Source organism: Cronobacter sp. HA18003 (assembly GCF_011605905.1).
In the GTDB taxonomy this organism is placed as follows: domain Bacteria; phylum Pseudomonadota; class Gammaproteobacteria; order Enterobacterales; family Enterobacteriaceae; genus Cronobacter; species Cronobacter sakazakii.
Genome location: NZ_JAANQO010000011.1, coordinates 935,677 through 953,251, shown reverse-complemented (window position 1 = coordinate 953,251; position 17,575 = coordinate 935,677). Strand labels below are relative to the sequence as shown.

The 17,575-nt window shown below is 60.1% G+C and carries 16 protein-coding genes; 7 read left to right on the top strand and 9 right to left on the bottom strand.

What is annotated here, in order from left to right; translation table 11 throughout:
- Window positions 1–15: 15 nt before the first annotated feature.
- The 4 genes from G6041_RS05590 to G6041_RS05575 are packed head-to-tail and all read right to left on the bottom strand — an operon-like array spanning window position 16 to window position 4,608.
- Window positions 16–1,362, bottom strand: coding sequence for a M20 family metallopeptidase (locus G6041_RS05590; RefSeq protein WP_012124828.1), 1,347 nt, complete (start codon window positions 1,360–1,362; stop codon window positions 16–18).
- The gene (locus G6041_RS05585; RefSeq protein WP_012124827.1) at window positions 1,359–2,273 is read right to left on the bottom strand and encodes an ABC transporter permease; all 915 of its coding nucleotides are present in this window, start codon (window positions 2,271–2,273) and stop codon (window positions 1,359–1,361) included. Before G6041_RS05585 ends, G6041_RS05590 begins: the two co-directional genes overlap by 4 nt.
- Window positions 2,273–3,118: an ABC transporter permease gene (locus G6041_RS05580; RefSeq protein ID WP_012124826.1), complete on the bottom strand. Its 846-nt coding sequence runs from the start codon at window positions 3,116–3,118 to the stop codon at window positions 2,273–2,275. The genes G6041_RS05585 and G6041_RS05580 overlap by 1 nt, the downstream gene beginning before the upstream one ends.
- Window positions 3,115–4,608 carry an ABC transporter substrate-binding protein gene (locus tag G6041_RS05575; protein WP_007867698.1) on the bottom strand — a complete coding sequence of 498 codons (1,494 nt, stop codon included), beginning with the start codon at window positions 4,606–4,608 and terminating at the stop codon, window positions 3,115–3,117. Before G6041_RS05575 ends, G6041_RS05580 begins: the two co-directional genes overlap by 4 nt.
- 177 nt (window positions 4,609–4,785) lie before the next feature.
- Between G6041_RS05575 and G6041_RS05570 the strand changes: the two genes are divergently transcribed.
- The 4 genes from G6041_RS05570 to G6041_RS05555 all read left to right on the top strand — a co-directional run bounded on the left by G6041_RS05570 (window position 4,786) and on the right by G6041_RS05555 (window position 8,979).
- Complete coding sequence (locus G6041_RS05570) at window positions 4,786–5,445, top strand: GntR family transcriptional regulator (protein ID WP_012124825.1); 660 nt, start codon at window positions 4,786–4,788, stop codon at window positions 5,443–5,445.
- A gap of 109 nt (window positions 5,446–5,554) precedes the next feature.
- Window positions 5,555–5,734, top strand: a complete 180-nt coding sequence (locus tag G6041_RS05565) for a hypothetical protein (RefSeq protein ID WP_012124824.1) — start codon at window positions 5,555–5,557, stop codon at window positions 5,732–5,734.
- Between the two features lie 212 nt (window positions 5,735–5,946).
- A complete protein-coding gene (locus G6041_RS05560; RefSeq protein ID WP_012124823.1) occupies window positions 5,947–7,884 on the top strand; it encodes a methyl-accepting chemotaxis protein in 1,938 nt (645 codons plus the stop codon).
- Window positions 7,885–7,992: 108 nt separating this feature from the next.
- Window positions 7,993–8,979 carry an SDR family oxidoreductase gene (locus tag G6041_RS05555; protein WP_007888785.1) on the top strand — a complete coding sequence of 329 codons (987 nt, stop codon included), beginning with the start codon at window positions 7,993–7,995 and terminating at the stop codon, window positions 8,977–8,979.
- 1 nt (window position 8,980) lies between these two features.
- Here G6041_RS05555 and G6041_RS05550 read toward each other — a convergent pair whose 3' ends face one another.
- Window positions 8,981–10,585: an alpha-amylase family protein gene (locus G6041_RS05550; protein WP_041460510.1), complete on the bottom strand. Its 1,605-nt coding sequence runs from the start codon at window positions 10,583–10,585 to the stop codon at window positions 8,981–8,983.
- Window positions 10,586–10,884: 299 nt separating this feature from the next.
- Between G6041_RS05550 and G6041_RS05545 the strand changes: the two genes are divergently transcribed.
- Both G6041_RS05545 and G6041_RS05540 read left to right on the top strand, forming a co-directional pair.
- Entirely contained in the window at window positions 10,885–11,163 is a 279-nt protein-coding gene (locus G6041_RS05545) for a type II toxin-antitoxin system RelE/ParE family toxin (RefSeq protein ID WP_012124820.1), read from the top strand.
- On the top strand, window positions 11,163–11,450 hold the full coding sequence (locus G6041_RS05540; RefSeq protein ID WP_012124819.1) for a HigA family addiction module antitoxin: 288 nt from the start codon (window positions 11,163–11,165) through the stop codon (window positions 11,448–11,450). The genes G6041_RS05545 and G6041_RS05540 overlap by 1 nt, the downstream gene beginning before the upstream one ends.
- A gap of 54 nt (window positions 11,451–11,504) precedes the next feature.
- Here G6041_RS05540 and pqqU read toward each other — a convergent pair whose 3' ends face one another.
- Entirely contained in the window at window positions 11,505–13,622 is a 2,118-nt protein-coding gene (gene pqqU, locus G6041_RS05535; RefSeq protein ID WP_012124818.1) for a TonB-dependent receptor PqqU, read from the bottom strand.
- 276 nt (window positions 13,623–13,898) lie between these two features.
- Here pqqU and yncE point away from each other — a divergent pair, with 276 nt between their 5' ends.
- Window positions 13,899–14,957, top strand: coding sequence for a 7-bladed beta-propeller protein YncE (yncE, locus tag G6041_RS05530; protein ID WP_041460509.1), 1,059 nt, complete (start codon window positions 13,899–13,901; stop codon window positions 14,955–14,957).
- A 29-nt stretch (window positions 14,958–14,986) separates the two neighbouring features.
- Here yncE and G6041_RS05525 read toward each other — a convergent pair whose 3' ends face one another.
- The 3 genes from G6041_RS05525 to G6041_RS05515 are packed head-to-tail and all read right to left on the bottom strand — an operon-like array spanning window position 14,987 to window position 17,548.
- Complete coding sequence (locus G6041_RS05525; RefSeq protein ID WP_084999152.1) at window positions 14,987–15,853, bottom strand: ABC transporter permease; 867 nt, start codon at window positions 15,851–15,853, stop codon at window positions 14,987–14,989.
- Window positions 15,813–16,652 carry an ABC transporter ATP-binding protein gene (locus tag G6041_RS05520; protein ID WP_012124815.1) on the bottom strand — a complete coding sequence of 280 codons (840 nt, stop codon included), beginning with the start codon at window positions 16,650–16,652 and terminating at the stop codon, window positions 15,813–15,815. Before G6041_RS05520 ends, G6041_RS05525 begins: the two co-directional genes overlap by 41 nt.
- 11 nt (window positions 16,653–16,663) lie before the next feature.
- Entirely contained in the window at window positions 16,664–17,548 is an 885-nt protein-coding gene (locus G6041_RS05515) for a TauD/TfdA dioxygenase family protein (protein WP_012124814.1), read from the bottom strand.
- Window positions 17,549–17,575 lie beyond the last annotated feature (27 nt).

Below are 17,575 nucleotides of genomic sequence, written 5' to 3'. Positions count from 1 at the left end.
TATCTCCTGAATCCGTCAGAATGAGAGCAGCCAGTCGCGCAGCGACCGGGTATAGCGCGTAAGCCCGCGCAGGGTGACAAACTCATTCACGCCGTGCGCGTTGCCGCCATAGCCGAGCCCGCCGATAAGAAACGCGGGCGCGACGGGCTCAAAGGCGTAAGCTGGCGCGCAGCCGGGCGCCCAGGGCCAGATCTGTGGGCGCGTCTGCTGCTGGTGATAGCTATTGAGAAGTTCCATGACACCCGCGTCGTCAGCCGAAAAGCGCCTGCCGGGGTAACTGTCATCAACAACCATTTCCACGCCTGCGATCTCCTGATGAGAAAGCGACGCGCGCATGGCGTCGAGCAATATATCCGGTGAACTGCCCGGCGGCGTGCGCAGCGCGAATTCAGCGCAGGCGAGCGGGGGAATAATGCCGCGGCCCGGTAGCGGCGTGGTGCGGATCTCGCTTAAGTTCAGCACCGCGCTGCCAAGTAAAAACGCCAGCGCCTCGCGGGTGTCGCCTGAAATCGTCAGCCGCTGGCTTTTGCGCATCGTCAGTTCATCGGCAATGCTGAACTGCGGGGCCAGCTCGTCAAGAATACGCAGCGCGGCGTCATCCAGCGGCAGCGTTTCCAGCACGCCGTTGCGCCCGGCAGGCGCAACGGCGGCGAGCGCCTGCACCAGCCGCCACGCGGGGTTGGCTATCCACGCCGCGTTGCTCGCATGAATGGCGGCCTGCGGGCCGCCCCAGTCGCTGCCCGCGACGCGCAGACGGCCTGCGGTCATGCCGGTAAAGCCAAGATAGAGCCGCGGTGCGCCGCCGCCATATTCGCACAGCGACGGAAAAAGCACGGCGAGCGCGGGCGAAACCGGGCAGGGTGTGCGGGCGAGATAGCGCCGGAGCGTACCGCTGCCGCACTCTTCTTCTCCCTCCAGCAGGATCTCCAGATTGGTGGTGAGCCTGCCGCTCTCCCACAGATCGCGCACGACGGTGAGCATGCCGGCGAGCGGGCCTTTGTTGTTCTCCGCGCCGCGCGAAATAAACACATCGCCTTTATCGGCCCAGTGGCGAATGCCGCCGGAGAACGGATCAACCTGCCAGCCCTCTGCATCGGCGGGCATGACGTCATACATGTTGTAGAGCACCAGCGTGTCGGGCGCGCCGATGTCGACACGCACATGCACCAGCGGCGGGCTGTCGGTGGGCTGTTGCGCCACCGGCAATATCACCTCGGCGTCCAGTGCGTCGATAAGCCAGGCTTCGAGCCAGGCGGCGAGAGATCGCTGCTCATCCGGCTGGTCCGCCACGCTTTGCCAGGCGGTAAGAGAAGAGAGCAGCTCCAGGGTCGCATCCAGGCTGGCATGCGGCTGAACGGTCATAAACGTATCCTTGGATTCAGTACCAGGTAAAGCAAATCAATCAGCAGGTTCACCACCACGAACGTCAGTGCGGCGAGCAATACCACGCCCTGCACCAGCGGAAAATCGCGGTTCTGAATAGCCTGCACCGCCAGGCGGCCAATGCCCGGCCAGGCGAAAATAATCTCTGTCACCAGCGCGCCGCCAAGCAGCGCGGCGAGCGAAATGCCCTGTACGGTCACAACTGGGATTAGCGCGTTGCGAAGCCCGTGACGCACCAGCACCCGCCAGGCGCTGAGCCCTTTGGCGCGCGCGGTGCGGATATAATCCTGGTCCAGCACGTCAATCAGGCTGGCACGCACCAGACGCGCCATCGCGCTCATATAGTATGCGCCAAGACAGACAGCAGGCATGACGAGCTGTAACGGCTCGCCGTAGCCGCCGGAGGGCAGCAGGCGCAGCTGCAGGCTGAAGAATAAAATCATCAGCAGCCCCAGCCAGAAAACCGGCACCGCCTGGCCGCTAAAGGCCACCAGACGCGCCAGCAGGTCCCAGATAGTGTCGCGCCACAGCGCGCTCACCAGCCCGAGCGCCAGGCCCGCGAGCGTGCTCCAGGCGAGCGCGGTCAGCGCAAGCAGCGCGGTGGCGGGCAAACGTTCGGCAATGAGCGCGGAGACCGGCTGGCCAAAGCGCAGGGAATCCCCCAGATCGCCGCGCAGCAGGTGTCCCGCGTAATCGGCGTATTGGATGAGCAGCGGCCTGTCAAAGCCCATCGCGTGACGAAAATCGGCAATCTCCTGCGTGGTGGCACCCGGCGGCATCATCACGGCCGCCGGATCGCCTGTCAGATGCAGGCTGAAAAATATCAGCAGCGAGACACCGAACATCACCAGCAGCGCCTGGAAAAAACGGGAAATCAGATAGCGCGCCATTATTCGACCCTCGCCTGGGTAGTGCGTAGCCAGTAGTCGCCGAGCAGGTTACAGCCCACCACCAGCATCGCGATGGCGCAGCCGGGCCAGACCACCAGCCACGGCGCGAGCAGCATATAGGCCCGGCCTTCGCCGATAAGATTGCCAAGCGTCGGCGTCGGCGGCTGGATGCCCATGCCGAGAAAGCCGACGGAGGCTTCCAGCACAATCAGGCGCGGAATATCGAGCGTCAGCAGCACCAGCAACGGCGTCGCGAGCGCCGGTAAAATATGGCGCAGCATAATACGCAGGTGCGAAAAACCCATGGTTTTCGCGGCTTCAATGTACTCCAGCTCGCGGATTTCCAGCGTTCTGGCGCGCGCCACGCGGGCGTAAATCGCCCAGCTGGTCACGCCCATAATCACAATAATGTTAGCAAGCGAGGTGCCGAACAGTGCCATCACCAGCAGGATCAGCAGAATAAACGGCACCGCCAGCTGAATGTCGATAAGCCGCATGATGAGCGCATCGACCCAGCCGCCGAAGTAACCGGCCACCATGCCCATCAGCGTGCCCATCGTGGCGGCGATGAGGGCGGCGATAATCACCACGAATAGCGAAAGACGGGCACCGGCGAGAATGCGCGAGAGCACATCGCGGCCCAGTTGATCGGCACCCAGCCAGTGCTGCGAGCCGGGAGCCTGAAAGACCGCCGCGAGATCGCTTTGCAGCGGATCGGGTAACGGCAGCCAGGGAGAGAGCAGCGCTGCCAGGATAAGGACAGCCAGCAGCGCGCCGCCGAGAAGGCCGTCCCCCGGCAGGGGACGGCGACGTGAACGTGATGCGTAACGGCCAGGGAAGATCATTTCACCCTCATATCGAACAACGACACGCGGGCGTCTTCACGGCCTTTAAACGTGACGTTGTCACTGGAGGCGTAAATCGCATCTTCGCGGTAGAGCGGAATCAGCGGCTGTTCGGTCGCGACGCGCTCCTGAATCTGCTCCAGCAGCGCTTTACGCTTCGCGGCATCCACCGTGGCACGGCTGTCGTTCAGGAGCTTATCCAGCGCCGGATCGCTTACCGTTGAGTACGGCTCGCCCCCGTGCAGCACCGGGTAGAGCGCGGCGTCGGCATCCAGCGTCTGGGTGGAGCCCCAGCCCAGCATATAGAGCGGTGCCTGTTTGCCGGACGCCACCTGTTGGGTGTAGACCGACCACTCCGGCACTTCGAGCTGCGCTTTTACGCCGATAGCGGCGAGATCGGCCACAATGGCCTGGCCTACGTCAGCGCTGGCGATATAACGGCGCGGCGCCTGGAATTTAACGGTAAAGCCCTGCGGGTAGCCCGCCTCTTTCAGCAGCGCTTTGGCTTTTTCGCGGTCCTGTTTCGGCGCGGCAATGGCTTTATAGCCGTAATCTTTCGGGCCTGCCAGCGTGCCGGTCGGCGTGCCGAAGCCGTGCAGCAGCGACTGCGTATAGGCGTCGCGGTTCAGCGCCAGCGACAGCGCCTGGCGCACGCGCACGTCGTTTAGCGGCGGCTCGCTGTTTTTAATGCCGAGATAAATCGTCAGCCCGCCGCCTTTGACCTGCTCAAGCTTCACGCCGGGTTTGCTTTTCACCAGCGGTGCGAGATCCGCCGGAACGCCTTCCACCAGCTGCGCCTCGCCGGTCAGCAGCGCGGTGATGCGCGCGGTCGCTTCCGGGATAGGGCGCCAAGTCACTTCATCGATTGACGGCTTGCCGCGCCAGTAGTTCGGGTTGGCCTCCATCACAACACGCTCATCGGGAATGAAAGTTTTGACGATATAAGCGCCACTTCCGACAGGTTTTCGTGCAAATTCCGCAGCACCGACTTTACTTACATAACCAGGCGGCACGATATAGGCCGGATAACGACTCATGCGCGTGGGCAGGAGCGGATCGGGGCCGTTGGTGTGAATACGCACCTGATAGTCGCCGGTGACCTCTACCGATTTAATCGTACGAATATAAGAGATGGTGGGGGCGTGGTTGGCCGGGTCGAGAATGCGGTCGATGGAGAATTTCACCGCCGCGGCATTGACTGGCTCGCCGTTGGTAAATTTGACATCCTTACGTAAATCGAACTGCCATGTGGTGTCGTTGATGGCTTCCCAGTGGGTGGCGAGGCCGGGTTTCAGTTGCATCTGCGCGTCGCGCAGCACCAGAGTATCGAAAACGTTATCCACCAGGGTCGCGGCTTCTTTCAGGAAGCCGGGATCCATGGCAGTAGCGGAAGTGGGCTGCGCAATCGTCAGCGAACTGGCCTGACTGAGCGGAGCGAATAAAGAAAGCGCCACAGAAAGTGAGAGAAGCTTACGGGACAGTCGTTTCATTAGGTCAATACCTTAATGGTTGTCGTACTGGTCAGTGAACGTTTTGGTTATTTTTGGTTTTCCTGACCATAAAAACCGTGTTATCAAAGATATAGAATATATCCTCTGGTCAGGATGACGAGACGTTAGTTAAGCGCCTGCTAATACAAAGTAAATTTTTTACGACAGGAAATAAACATGTTGGATCTGGAAAAAGCGCAACGCCTGAGTTTAACCATGCAAGTGGAAGTGAGATTGAAAAACGCCCTTATCGTTGGCAGCCTGCGTCCGGGTGCCCGTCTGGTCACGAAAGAAATCGCCGATCAGTTGGGGATCAGCATCACGCCGGTACGCGAAGCGCTGCTGCGACTGGTCTCCTCCGGTGCGCTCAACGCGACCCCGGCGCAGGCATTTCTGGTGCCGGAAATCAGCGAGGCGCGTTACGACGAAGTGACGAAGATCCGCAAAAATCTTGAAGGAATGGCGGCGGAAGCGGCGGCGAAAAATATGACGCCAGCGCGTATGGCTCACCTGCGTGAACTCTGTGACGCATTTCGCGAAGCCAAAATGTCCGACAGTGTCGAGCAGGCTTTGCAGGCCAACCGCGCGTTTCGTTTTCAGCTCTACAACTGGGCTGAAATGCCAACGCTGGTGTCGCTGATAGAGCAGCTCTGGATGCGCATCGGCCCGTGCTTTAACTATCTCTATCCGCAGTCCGACGATTTTGTGCGCGGTCATCATAATTATGATGATTTGCTGGAAGCGCTTGAGGCGGGCGATGGCGAAGCGGCGGCACGCGCGGTGCATAAAGCGATTAACGACGGCGCGCTTATCCTGAAAAAACAGTATTTCGGCTAATCCGCACACCGGCAAAACATTGCCGGAATGCGTATTTCCCTTTTCGTCTCCCCGGCGCTTTACTGGCAGGGCAGCACAACGCCTGCGCACCGCCGAGGAGGCGATCATCATGCATATCTCCGTACGTCGTCACGCGTCGCGCTCACGTATCCGCCGCATACTCCGTTCCTGGCTCACGCCGCACCCGCCCGAGACGCGCGCGCTGATGCTGGAATCCTTTATCCCTTACGGACATCTCTATGGTCTTGATTTCGGCAATATCGATCCGGGCCTGCACCGCCCGCGCTAACCGGTATCGCCGCGGTATCCGGCTGCGTTACTGGAATGAGCTGTGCACGCGCTTCAGATGGCCTTTGTCACGACAGCTTCCCGCGAGGCTGTCGGGTAAAAGGCCATTTTAATGGCGATTTTTTCCACATTTTGCTAAAAAAATCGGCGGCTTAGCCGATAACCTCCTGTGGCGCTCTGACGAGGCCCGACTATCGTAAAACAGGAGGCAGGATGGCTGTACTGGTAAACCGATTACGCAACGTTCGCATAACCCGCAAGCTCTCCGCCGGATTTGGCGTGGTGCTGCTGCTGGTGGCGCTGGCGACAGCGCTCTCTGTGGCGCGTTTTATGGCCATCCGCGACGCTAACCTCAAAAGTAATCTTATCGACGACATTAATATCGACGTCTTACAGGCCAAAATTAACCGTCTTAACTATTACTATACCGGCGATGACGACGCCCGCGCGCTGATGAGTCGCTATGTTGACGAGGCGCTCGCGAAAACCGCTGAGGCCAGCGCCCTCGACTGGCCCGCCAACGAGCGCGCCATCGTCGCCGATATCAGGCGTTATCTCGAAAGCTTCCAGGACAGCGTCACCACCATGAGCGACGCCACGGCGAAGCTCAGCCAGATCCGAAGCGCGCTTGACGCGCTGGCAGGCCAGGATGAAACCGCGCGGTATACCCAGCTTATCCGCACGCCGGTGGCCGACCCCGAACTCTCTTACGCGATTTACGATCTCCTGTTCGCCATCAGTAACCTGCGGGATTATGCCTACGCGCTGCGCTATACCGGCACAGAACAGGCAAGCGAGGCGCTCCAGCGCCGTTTCAGCGCGGTAGAAAGCCAGTATCAGGCGCTCGTGAGCCGTCTCTCGCCGGAACTGCTGCCGCCGTTCGCGGGGCTCTGGCAGGACACAGTGCGCTATCAGACGCTGAGTCGTGATTATTACGCCGCCCGGGAATCGCTGAAAGGCGCGGAAAGCGCAGTGAAAACGGCAGGCGATCAGAGTAGCGGCGCGATTAAACAGATGGTGGCGCTCACTAAAGCTGAGAATGACGAACTGGCGTCCGGCTCCTCAACGCTTGCCCTGATCCTGGGCGCGTTTGTGATTCTGCTCGGCGTTATCGTCGCGTGGGCCATCAGCCGCCAGATAATTCGCCCGTTAAAGCTTAACCTGGCGTTTGCCGAGCGCATCGCCGGGGGGGATTTGAGCGCGCAGATTGAGATCGATCGCCATGACGAGTTCGGCAAACTCACGGGTGCGATGGCTCGCGTGAACGAGAGGCTTCGCAGTATGACTGGCGAGCTGCGCGCAAGCGTTGGGCGTCTCACTCACACGGCGCAGGAGATTGCCTCTGGCAACCATGCGCTCGCGGCGCGTACCGAACAGCAAACCACGGCAGTGGTGCAGACGGCCGCCAGCATGGAGCAGCTCACGGCGACCGTGAAAAATAATGCCGACAACGCCCGCCATGCCAGCCAGATAGCGTCGCAGGCATCACAGACCGCCGGGCGCGGCGGTGACGTGGTGCGTGATGTGGTGCAGACGATGCAGGATATCTCCGCCAGTTCGCGTAAAATCGCTGACATTACCGAGGTCATCAACAGTATTTCTTTCCAGACCAATATTCTGGCGCTCAACGCCGCGGTGGAAGCCGCGCGTGCGGGAGAACATGGTCGCGGCTTCGCGGTGGTGGCGTCTGAAGTGCGCAGTCTCTCCCAGCGCAGCGCGCAGGCGGCGAAAGATATCGCGCTACTGATTGATGAATCGGTCAACCGCATCAAAACCGGCAGCACGCTGGCGACCCGCGCCGGTGAAACGATGAATGAGGTGGTGAGTTCCGTCACCCGGGTGAACGATATTATGGAAGAGATTTCGTCAGCCTCGCAGGAGCAGAGCCGCGGTATTGAGCAGATCGCCCGCGCGGTTGGCGAGCTGGACGCCACCACGCAGCAGAACGCGACGCTTGTCAGCGCGTCCTCGGCGGCCGCAGGCGAGCTCGGCACCGAGGCGGCGCGTCTGCGCCAGCTTGCGGGCGCGTTCCGCCTGAATACGCAACCGGCTTCGCCGCGACCGGAAGCCACCGCGCCCATCCGTTCGGCAGCGCCTGTCACCGTGACCGCGCGCAAACCCGTCACAGAAGAGGGCTGGACTACGTTCTGACGCCGCGTTTTCCCGCACTTTCTTCTCTCGCGCCCGGTTCGCCGGGCGCCCACTTTTCTCGCGCTGTACTAAGCTTTCGTTACCCTTAACGCAAATCAGGATAACGACATGACAAAAAACGCCTTTGTTGCTGTCGTGACCGGCGGCAGTTCAGGAGTCGGGCGCGCGACAGCCAGTTACTTTGCGGCCTCTGGCTATGATGTGGCGATCATTGCCCGTGGAGAGCAGGGCGTGGCGGAGGCCACAGAAGACTTAAAGCGTTACGGCGGCCGGGTGCTTGGCATCTGCGCTGACGTGGCGGACCCGCAGCAGGTAAGCAACGCGGCACAGCGAATCGAAGAAGAACTGGGGCCAATGGCGGTGTGGGTGAACTGCGCGATGACAACCGTGCTCGCACCAGTGGAGGATATCAGCTTTGACGAGTTCCGGCGCGTCACCGAGGTGACTTACCTCGGCGCGGTGAACGGCACCCGTAGCGCGCTGCGCTATATGCAGTTGCGTGACAGCGGCACCATCATTCAGGTGGGTTCGGCGCTCGCGTGGCGCTCGATTCCGTTGCAGTCCGCCTATTGCGGCGCGAAAGCGGCGATCCGCGCGTTTACCGATTCCCTGCGCTGTGAACTGCTGCATCAGAAAAGCGGGGTGCGGGTCTCGATGGTGCAGTTGCCTGCCATTAACACCACGCAGTTCAACTGGGCGCGTAATAAGTTTCATCACCGGATGCAGCCGATAGAGCCCATTTACCAGCCGGAAGTGGCCGCCAAGGCGATTTACGACGCCGCCGTGGCGCGCCGTCCGCCGCGCGAAGTGTGGCTCGGGAAAAACACGGTAATGTCGATTGTCGGCAATATGTTCTTTCCGGGATTACTCGACCGTTATGTGGCGAAAACCTGGGAAGGGCAACTCACCGACGAAGCCGAACCGACGCAGCGCCCTGATTACCTGTTTCAGCCGCTGGAGAACGGTCATCAGGCGCACGGACGCTTTGACAGCCACGCAAAGAACAAGGCCATTGCCGTGGATTCCCGCGTGATGGGCGTGGCAGCCGTAGCGGTAGCAGGGCTGCTGGTTAAAGCCCTGTTCCGCCGCCGTTAATTTACTTTACCCGCAGCCAGCGGTAGCCATAGCCGTTGATGCGAAGTGAGCAGGCGACTGGCGGATACTCATCATCCGCCAGTATCTCGCCAGCGCCTTCCAGATTTAACTCGCCCAAATCCACCGTCACCGCCTCATGGCTCAGGTTCGTCAGCATCAGCGTGGCGACGTTATGGTTTTGATAGCGCACCGCAAACACGCTCTTTTCTTGCACCGTGAACGGGTGGAAATGCTGATAGCAGATCTCAGGCAGCGTGCGCCAGACGGCGATAATCTGCCGGATACGGTGCAGCAGCGAGCCGTCGCGCGCTTCTTGCTCTTCCACATTTATCGCCTGATAGCGAAAGGGGCCGTCGGTAATTAACGGCTCCACAAAGCGCGCCGGATCGCAGGCGGAAAACCCGGCACCCGGCCCCGCATTCCACTGCATCGGCGTGCGCACCGATTCACGCTCCGGCTGTGAAAGCAGATCGCCCATGCCGATTTCCGCGCCATAGCGCACCACCGGCGTGCCGGGCAGCGAAAAGAGCAGGGCATGCGCCATCGCCTGCTGGCGTTCGTTGCCGTCAAGCATCGGGGCCAGACGGCGGCGAATGCCGCGCCCGTAAATGCGCATGTCAGGATCGGGGGCGTATTTCTCCATTACGAAGTCGTAATCTTCCGGCTCCAGATCTTCAAGATCCAGCTCGTCATGGTTGCGCAGCCAGAAGCAATAACCGCCGTTGGCGGGCGGCATCGGCAGCTCGTTAAGCGCTTTCACCAGCGGTGCCGCCTCTTCGCGGGCCAGCGCCAGAATGGTGTTTTTGTTGATCCAGAAATTAAGCAGCGTGGTCAGGCGTTCGCCGCCGCCGAAGAAATCTTCAAATTCCGAGACGTTCACGTCCACTTCGCCAAGCAGGATCATATCCGGATGATCGTCCGTCAGCAGGTCGTAGAAGTGGTTAAACAGCCGGTAGCCGCTCTCTTTATCGCCCGGCAGGCTGGCCTGTTCCACCATGTGCGAAGCGGCATCGACGCGAAAGCCCGCCACGCCTTTTTCGGCCCAGAAGCGCAGCACGTGATCGACAGCCTGAATGACGTCCGGGTGGCGCAGGTTGAGATCCGGCTCATGATGGTAAAAGAGATGGCGGTAGTAGCGCTGCGCCTGCTCATCCCAGCGCCAGATGTGCGGCTCGATTGTCGGAAACATCGGCGCGGGTTCATCCGGGCCTGGCGTGTCGCGCCACAGATAGTAGTCATGAAACGGATTGTCGCGGCCTTTGCGCGCCTCCTGAAACCAGTCGTGGGCATCTGAGGTGTGCTGTGCCACCAGTTCGATAATCACACGAATTCCGCGCTTATCCGCCTCGGCTATCAGCCACTCGACATCGTCCAGCGAGCCGATACGCGGGTCCGGCTCGGTGTGGTTTTCCACGTCATAGCCGTTATCCCGACGCGGCGAGAGATAAAACGGGGTCAGCCAGATGGCGGTTGCGCCAAGCGATTCAACATAGTCGAGCTTTTCGACAATGCCGCGCAGGTCTCCCCAGCCGTCGGCGTTGCTGTCGTAAAAGCGGGTGGGATCTATCTGGTAAATGACGGCGTTCTGGTGCCACAGACGGCTCATAAGCGGATTCCTTTTGGCGGTTAAACGGAATTCGACGAATGTTAAGTATAGGCGTGACGGCACGGCCTGCATGGGGAACGACGTGTCTCTGTGTTGTAAAGCGCGCAGAGAGGTTTCATCACAAATGCGAGCCATGCCGAACGGTTTAACCGTCATTCAGCATCAGGCTTCTGGCGTATGCGCAACGCTGATAAGGTGCTGCGCAGTGGAAAGCGTAAGCCGTAACTTAACGCTTATTAAAAGTGTTGCGCATTGCGCAACACTGATTTACGATCTTCATCAGGAGCGAGGTGGCAGGGATGATCAGAAGCTTCAGGCATAAAGGCCTGCAACGCTATTTCGAAACGGGTTCCACCGCAGGCATTCATGCCCGCCATGCCAGAAAGATTTCTCTGCGGCTGGCGGTGCTGAATCAGGCGATAAGACCCGCTGACGTCGACTTACCGGGCTTTTTCCTGCATCCCCTGACGGGGGATCGTAAAGGTATATGGGCTGTGACCGTCAGCGGAAACTGGCGCATCACGTTTGAGTTTCGGGATGGCGATGTCTTTATCGTCAACTATGAGGATTACCACTGATGGCAACGATGTTTAACCCACCGCACCCGGGCAGGCTGGTGCAGGAGTCAATGGAAGCGCTCAGCCTCAGCGCCCGTGCGCTGGCCAAAGCGCTGGACGTCGCGCCGTCGACGGTGCAGCGTCTGCTGGTCGGCAAATCTGACGTCTCCCCGGAAATGGCGCTGCGTCTCTCGGCAGTCCTTGGCAGCTCGCCGCATGTCTGGCTGGGTATGCAGAATGAATACGATCTCTTTCAGGCGCGCCAGTCTGTTGATTTCTCACACCTGCAACGGCTGCAGAGGGCATAAAAAAACGGGCGGTGAAGCCCGTTTTTTGTGTGCCGCTAAAAGCTCGCGAAAGCGTTATTCGAAGCGGTAGCTGACGCTTGCGCCAACGCCATAATTGCGGCCCGGCGCAGGCTCGTAGTAGCGGCCATTGGATTCGTTAACGATGACCGATCCGACATACGATTTATCAAACAGGTTATCGACGCGGCCAAACACATCCAGCAGCCAGTTGCCGCGCTGGAATTTATAGCCGGTGTTGAGGCCAACCGTCGTGTAAGACGGCGCTTTGTCGGTATTGGCGTCATTAGCCATGATGCTGCTCATGTAGCGCACGTCGCCGCCTGCGTACCAGCCGGTTTCCGGCTCGTAACCGAACGAGGTGTAGAGCATATTGCGCGCAATCCCCGGCATGCGATTGCCGTTACAGTCGCCAGTGCGGCAGACGTTGGTGCGGTAGGTGGCGTCCAGGTAGGTCCATGCCGCTTTCAGCTTCCACGCATCGCCGAACTGCTGATCAAGCGCCAGTTCAGCGCCCTGACGGCGGGTTTTTCCGGCGTTTTTATAGCTGCTGCGCCCGCTGCCCACACTCTGATCCACGACGATTTCGTTGTCCGTATCGGTCCGGAACAGCGCGGCGGTCAGCAGACCATTGCCGATGCGCGTTTTGCTGCCGATCTCCACCGTATCGCTGGTGGATGGCTTAAGCGCGAAGTTCAGGCCGCTCTGACCGTTTGAGCGATAAGAAAGTTCGTTGATGGTCGGCGTTTCAAACCCGCGGCCATAAGAGGCATAGACGTTCCAGGCGTCGGTCAGGGCATATTTCAGCGAGCCTGCCGGCAGCCACTTGTGATAATTGGCCTCGCCGCTGTCGTCGCCGTTGCCCGGCACCACGTAAAAATCGTTCGAGTCGAACCAGATATTGCTGTAGCGCATGCCCGCGTCGAGGCTCAGTTTGTCGGCCAGCTGCCAGGTGGTTTGCAGATACGGATCGACGTTCCACATCAGGTTGCGTTCGTTGCGGCGCAGGTTGCCTTTCTCGCCATACTGTGGCGCGCCGTTGACCAGACGGTAGTTTTCAAAGCCTTTACGGTCTTCGCTCATGTTTTCGTAATCAAGGCCGAGCGTGAAGCTCACCGGCAGGCTGAGCAGCGCGTCGCGGTGCGTCCAGCGGCTGTCGATGCCCTGATAGTGGCGGGTGAGGTCGATAACGCCGCCGGGGTTGGTGGGCGCCGCCTGGAAGCCCTGTTTGAACGACTGAAACTGGGTGGTTTCGCGCTCACCCGCGTACGCCATCACGCTGATATCGTCATTCTCCGTAAGCGCGCGCTCGTAGCGCAGCCCCGCCTGGGTCTGTTTTGTGGTTTTACGGGTGTTGAATTCATCGCCGCGCGGCGACTGGCGCGGGTTTTCACGCCACTCGTCGCGGGTCAGGCCGCCCGGATCGTTGGCTTTGATATCCACGCTGTTAAAAAGCAGCGTCAGCTTGCTGGCCTCGTCAAGCCGCACGCCGAGTTTCGCATTAGCGAGGTTTTTACGCGCGCCGCTGTGGTCGCGATAGCCGTGGGTGGTGAAACGGGTGGTGGAGACCGTGTAATCCACATCGCCCGCCTGGGTGCCGTCGCCGGTCGCACCGGTCGCTTTCAGGCCGTAGCGCACGCTGCCGTAGCTGCCGTAATACGTGCCCGCTTCGATTTTCGCCGGCTGCTCGCCGGTTTCGGTTTTCACATTGATCACGCCGCCGGAGGCGTTGCCGTAAAGCGCCGAAAACGGCCCGCGCAGCACGTCCACACTCTCAATGCTGTTGAGATCGAAATTCGAGGTGTAACCCTGGCCGTCCGGCATCGTCGCTGGAATACCGTCGACATACATGCGGATACCGCGCACGCCGTAGGTGGAGCGGGAACCGAAACCGCGCATGGAGAGCTGCAAATCCTGGGCGAAGTTTTGTCGATTCTGGATCTGCAGGCCCGGCACGCTGCCCAGGTTTTCAGAGAGATTCACCTGCGGCGCGGCGTGGCGCAGATCGTCGCCGTTGACGACGCTCACGGACGCGGGCGTGTCGAGTTCTGAGATCCCGCCGGGCGCGGCGGTCACGATCATGGTTTGTTCATTAGTGGCGGCGGCCTGCGCATGCGAGAAGGCGACAGGCAGCAGAAAAGCGAGGGGCGCATAGACAGCGCGGGAGATTTTCATGCGGTTTACGAAGTCCCGGAAGTAACAAAATCAATAAAATCTGTGAGGTAATATTAAACGTTGTGTAAATTTTTGAAAAACATAACGGCACGTTGCGTTAACTCAGGCAAGTCTAGCCGCCTCCTAGTATTTAGCGAGCCGTAAAAAGGCTTTCCATGCTGAAAATAATGATTATTATTCTCATCCATAATAAAACGCCACGGCTCGTTCGGGCAACGTTTTGCTTTTGGTTCCAGTGTGATGCAACCCATTCTGTTTGTTTAAAAGGGAGTTCTTATGCCGTTACGTCACCTCTCCATGCCGCGCGCGCTGCTCGGCGCGCTGTTTATCGCGGGTACGTTCGCGTCGTTCACCTCGCAGGCGGCCGACGAGCTGCTGCGTAAGCCGGTCGGCAAAGGCGCGTATGAAATGGCCTACAGCCCGGCGGAGCAGGCGCTGTTCGTCGCCACGTCCCAGAGCCGCAAGCTCGATAAAGGCGGCGTGATTTACCGTCTCGACCCGACGACGCTGGATATTACCCAGACCATTCATAACGATCTCAAACCGTTCGGTGCCGCGATTAACACCAAAACCAATACGCTGTGGTTCGGCAATACGGTCAATGGCGCGGTAACGGCGGTGGATGCGAAAACCGGCGACGTGAAAGGGCGTCTGGTGCTTGACGGGCGCGTGCGTTCAGAAAGCGTGAAGCCGTTGCAGCCGCGCGAGCTGGTGGTCGATGAGACTACCAATACCGTTTATATCGGCGGCATCGGTAACGAGAGCGAGATCTGGGTGGTGGATGGCGAGACGGTAAAACACCGCGCAAGCATTACGGGCCTTGGTAAATACAGCGCCGGGCTCGCGCTCGACGCCGCGGCGAAGCGCCTGTATACCACCAACGCCGATGGCGAATTTATTACCATCGACACCGCGACCAATAAAATTCTGTCGCGCAAAAAGCTCGCTGACGACGGTAAAGAGCACTTCTTTATCAACCTGAGCCTGGATACCGCTAACCATCGCGCGTTTGTGGCGGATTCAAAACAGCCGCAACTGCTCGTGGTGGATACCCGCACCGGCAACGTTATCAAAACCGTCGAGGCACCGAACGCGCTCGCGGTACTGTTCAATCCGGCGCGTAATGAGGTTTATCTGACGCACCGCGAGGCGGGCAGCGTCAGCGTGATTGACGCCAAAGGTTACACTGTCACGAAAACTTTTAAAACGCCGGTACACCCGAACAGCCTGGCGCTCTCGCCGGATGGTAAAACGCTGTATGTTACGGTGAAGCAGGCCTCCAGCCGTCAGCAGGAAGCTACCAGCCCGGATGACGTCATCCGCATCGCCCTGTAAAAAAAGGCCCCGCACTGGCGGGGCTTTTTTTAACGCTGCATGCCCCAGCGCCGCACCGTGGCTTTTTCCAGCGTGGCGAACACCAGTCCTTCCACCAGCAGCCCGATGATGATGACGGTCGCCAGCCCGGCGAAGACCCGGTCGGTAAACAGCTCGTTGCGATTCTGGAAAATATACCAGCCGAGCCCGCCGTCGCCGCTTGAGGCGCCAAACACCAGTTCGGCGGCGATAAGCGTGCGCCAGGCGAACGCCCAGCCAATTTTCAGCCCGGAGATAATCGACGGCAGCGCCGCCGGGATCAAAATGTTGAGCACCAGCCGCGGGCCGCTCAGCCCGTAGTTTCGCCCGGCCATTCGTAGTGTTTCCGGCACACTCTGAAAGCCCGACCACGTATTGAGCGCAATCGGCCACATCACCGAGTGGACCAGCACAAAAATCAGGCTCCCCTGACCAAGCCCGAACCAGAGCAGCGCCAGCGGCAGCAGGGCAATCGCGGGCAGCGGGTTAAGCATGGCGGTCAGCGTACTGAGCAAGTCGCGCCCCAGCCGTGTGGAAATCGCCAGCGCGCTGAACACCAGCGCCAGCACGCTACCAATGGCATAGCCTTTTAACAACGTGCCGAGCGAGTTGAGGATTTTCGCTGGCAGCTCGCCGCTGTGCATGTCTTCGCTAAAGGCGCGCAGCGTTTGCCAGAACCCCGGCAGCATCAGATCGTTATTCTGAATACGCGCCACGCTTTCCCAGACGGCAAGGAGTGCAATGACCAGCAGCGTTTTGCGTACCCATGCCTGGTCCCACAGCCGGGTGGTGAGCGGCAGTGGCGTGTCCAGCGGCAGTGCGCCGGGGAGCGCGGTTTCACGCTGATACTCGGGACGGACGGGGGGCAGTTGCGCCATAGCGGGTCTCCTTCGCCGGTTGCGTGGCATTAACAGGGAACAGCAGGTCGTGAATGTGGCGAGCAGCCTGCGCAAAGGCCGGGCTTGCGGTGTCATTCATGCCAAACTGGTGGCAGTTGATCTCGGCGCGCACCTGGCCCGGATGCGGTGAGAGCACCAGAATACGGCTGCCAACCATCAACGCTTCTTCAATAGAGTGGGTTACGAAGAGCAGTGTAAAGCCGGCGTCCTCCCAGAGTTCCAGCAGCTCTTCCTGCATATGGCGGCGCGTCAGGGCATCCAGCGCCGCGAACGGCTCATCCATCAGCAGGATTTTCGGCTTCATCGCCAGCGCGCGGGCGATGGCCACGCGCTGCTTCATGCCGCCGGAGAGCATATGCGGCAGCGCGTCGGCAAAGGCGGCAAGCCCCACTTTATTCAGAAAGTGCAAGGCGCGCTCGCGCGCCTCGGCTTTGCTGGCCTGACGGCTCGCCACGAGCGGGAACATGACGTTTTCCAGCACCGTTTTCCAGGGCGGAAGCTGGTCAAATTCCTGAAATACCATCATGCGCTCCGGGCCGGGTTTTGTGACAACGTCACCGTCAAGGCGAATGGTGCCGCTCACGGGCGCAAGAAACCCGCCGATGGCCTTGAGCAGGCTCGACTTGCCGCAGCCGGACGGGCCGAGCAGGATAAACCGGTCGCCGGGCCAGACGTCAAAAGAGACCTCATGCGCCGCGCGTACGCGGCTTTCCCGGGTGCGGTATTCCAGGCTCAGCGCGTCGAGACGCAGCAGCGGGCCGTGGGTCTGTGTCTGCATGGCTGCCTCCGTTAAAATGGCGCGTCGCCTTCGATAGTGGTGCGATAGAGTTTGCGGCGCAGGTGCGCCGGGCAGCCGGTCGCGAGATGGATCAGCGAGCGGTTATCCCAGAACACCATATCGCCCGGTTGCCACTGGTGACGGTAGAGATGCTCCGGGCGCACGCTATGCGCCCAAAGCGCCTCCAGAATGTCGCGGCTCTCCGCCTCCGGCAGCCCTTCGATATGCGTGGTGAACCCTTCGCTGACAAACAGCGCCTTGCGCCCGGTTTCCGGGTGGGTGCGCATCACCGGGTGCGACACCGCCTGCACTTCGGCAAGCTGCTGTTCCGTCAGTTGCGGTCGCCAGTGGCTGCCGAATTTCGGGCGGCTGTAGGTCGCGGTATAGGAATGCACCGCCTTTTTGCCTTCTATCGCGCGTTTCAGGTCGGCGGGGAGCGTTTCATACGCCAGCTCCATATCGGCGAACAGCGTGTCGCCGCCTTCTTCCGGCAGCTCCTGCGCATAGAGCATGGAGCCCAGGCTTGGCAGCGTTTTATACGACAGATCCGAGTGCCAGAATTTACCGGCGTCGCCAAGACCAATCGGCTGGCCGTTCTCAATAATGTTCGAGACGATGAGGATTTCCGGGTGGTCAGGCAACAGGAACTGCTTCAGCACATGGATTTGCAGCGGCCCGAAGCGGCGGCTGAAATCGATCTGCTGACGCGGCGTGATTTTCTGGTCGCGGAACACCACCACGTGATGGTCGAGATGCGCCTGATGAATGCGCGCAAAGTCGGCGTTATTGACCGGCAGGCGCAGATCCAGCCCGGTAATTTCCGCGCCGAGGCGCGCAAAGGGCGTAATGGTAAACGGCTGGGCGGCAACCGGCGTGGCGTTGAGCGTTGTGGTCATCGGTTTTTCCTTTATCGTCGCAGGTGA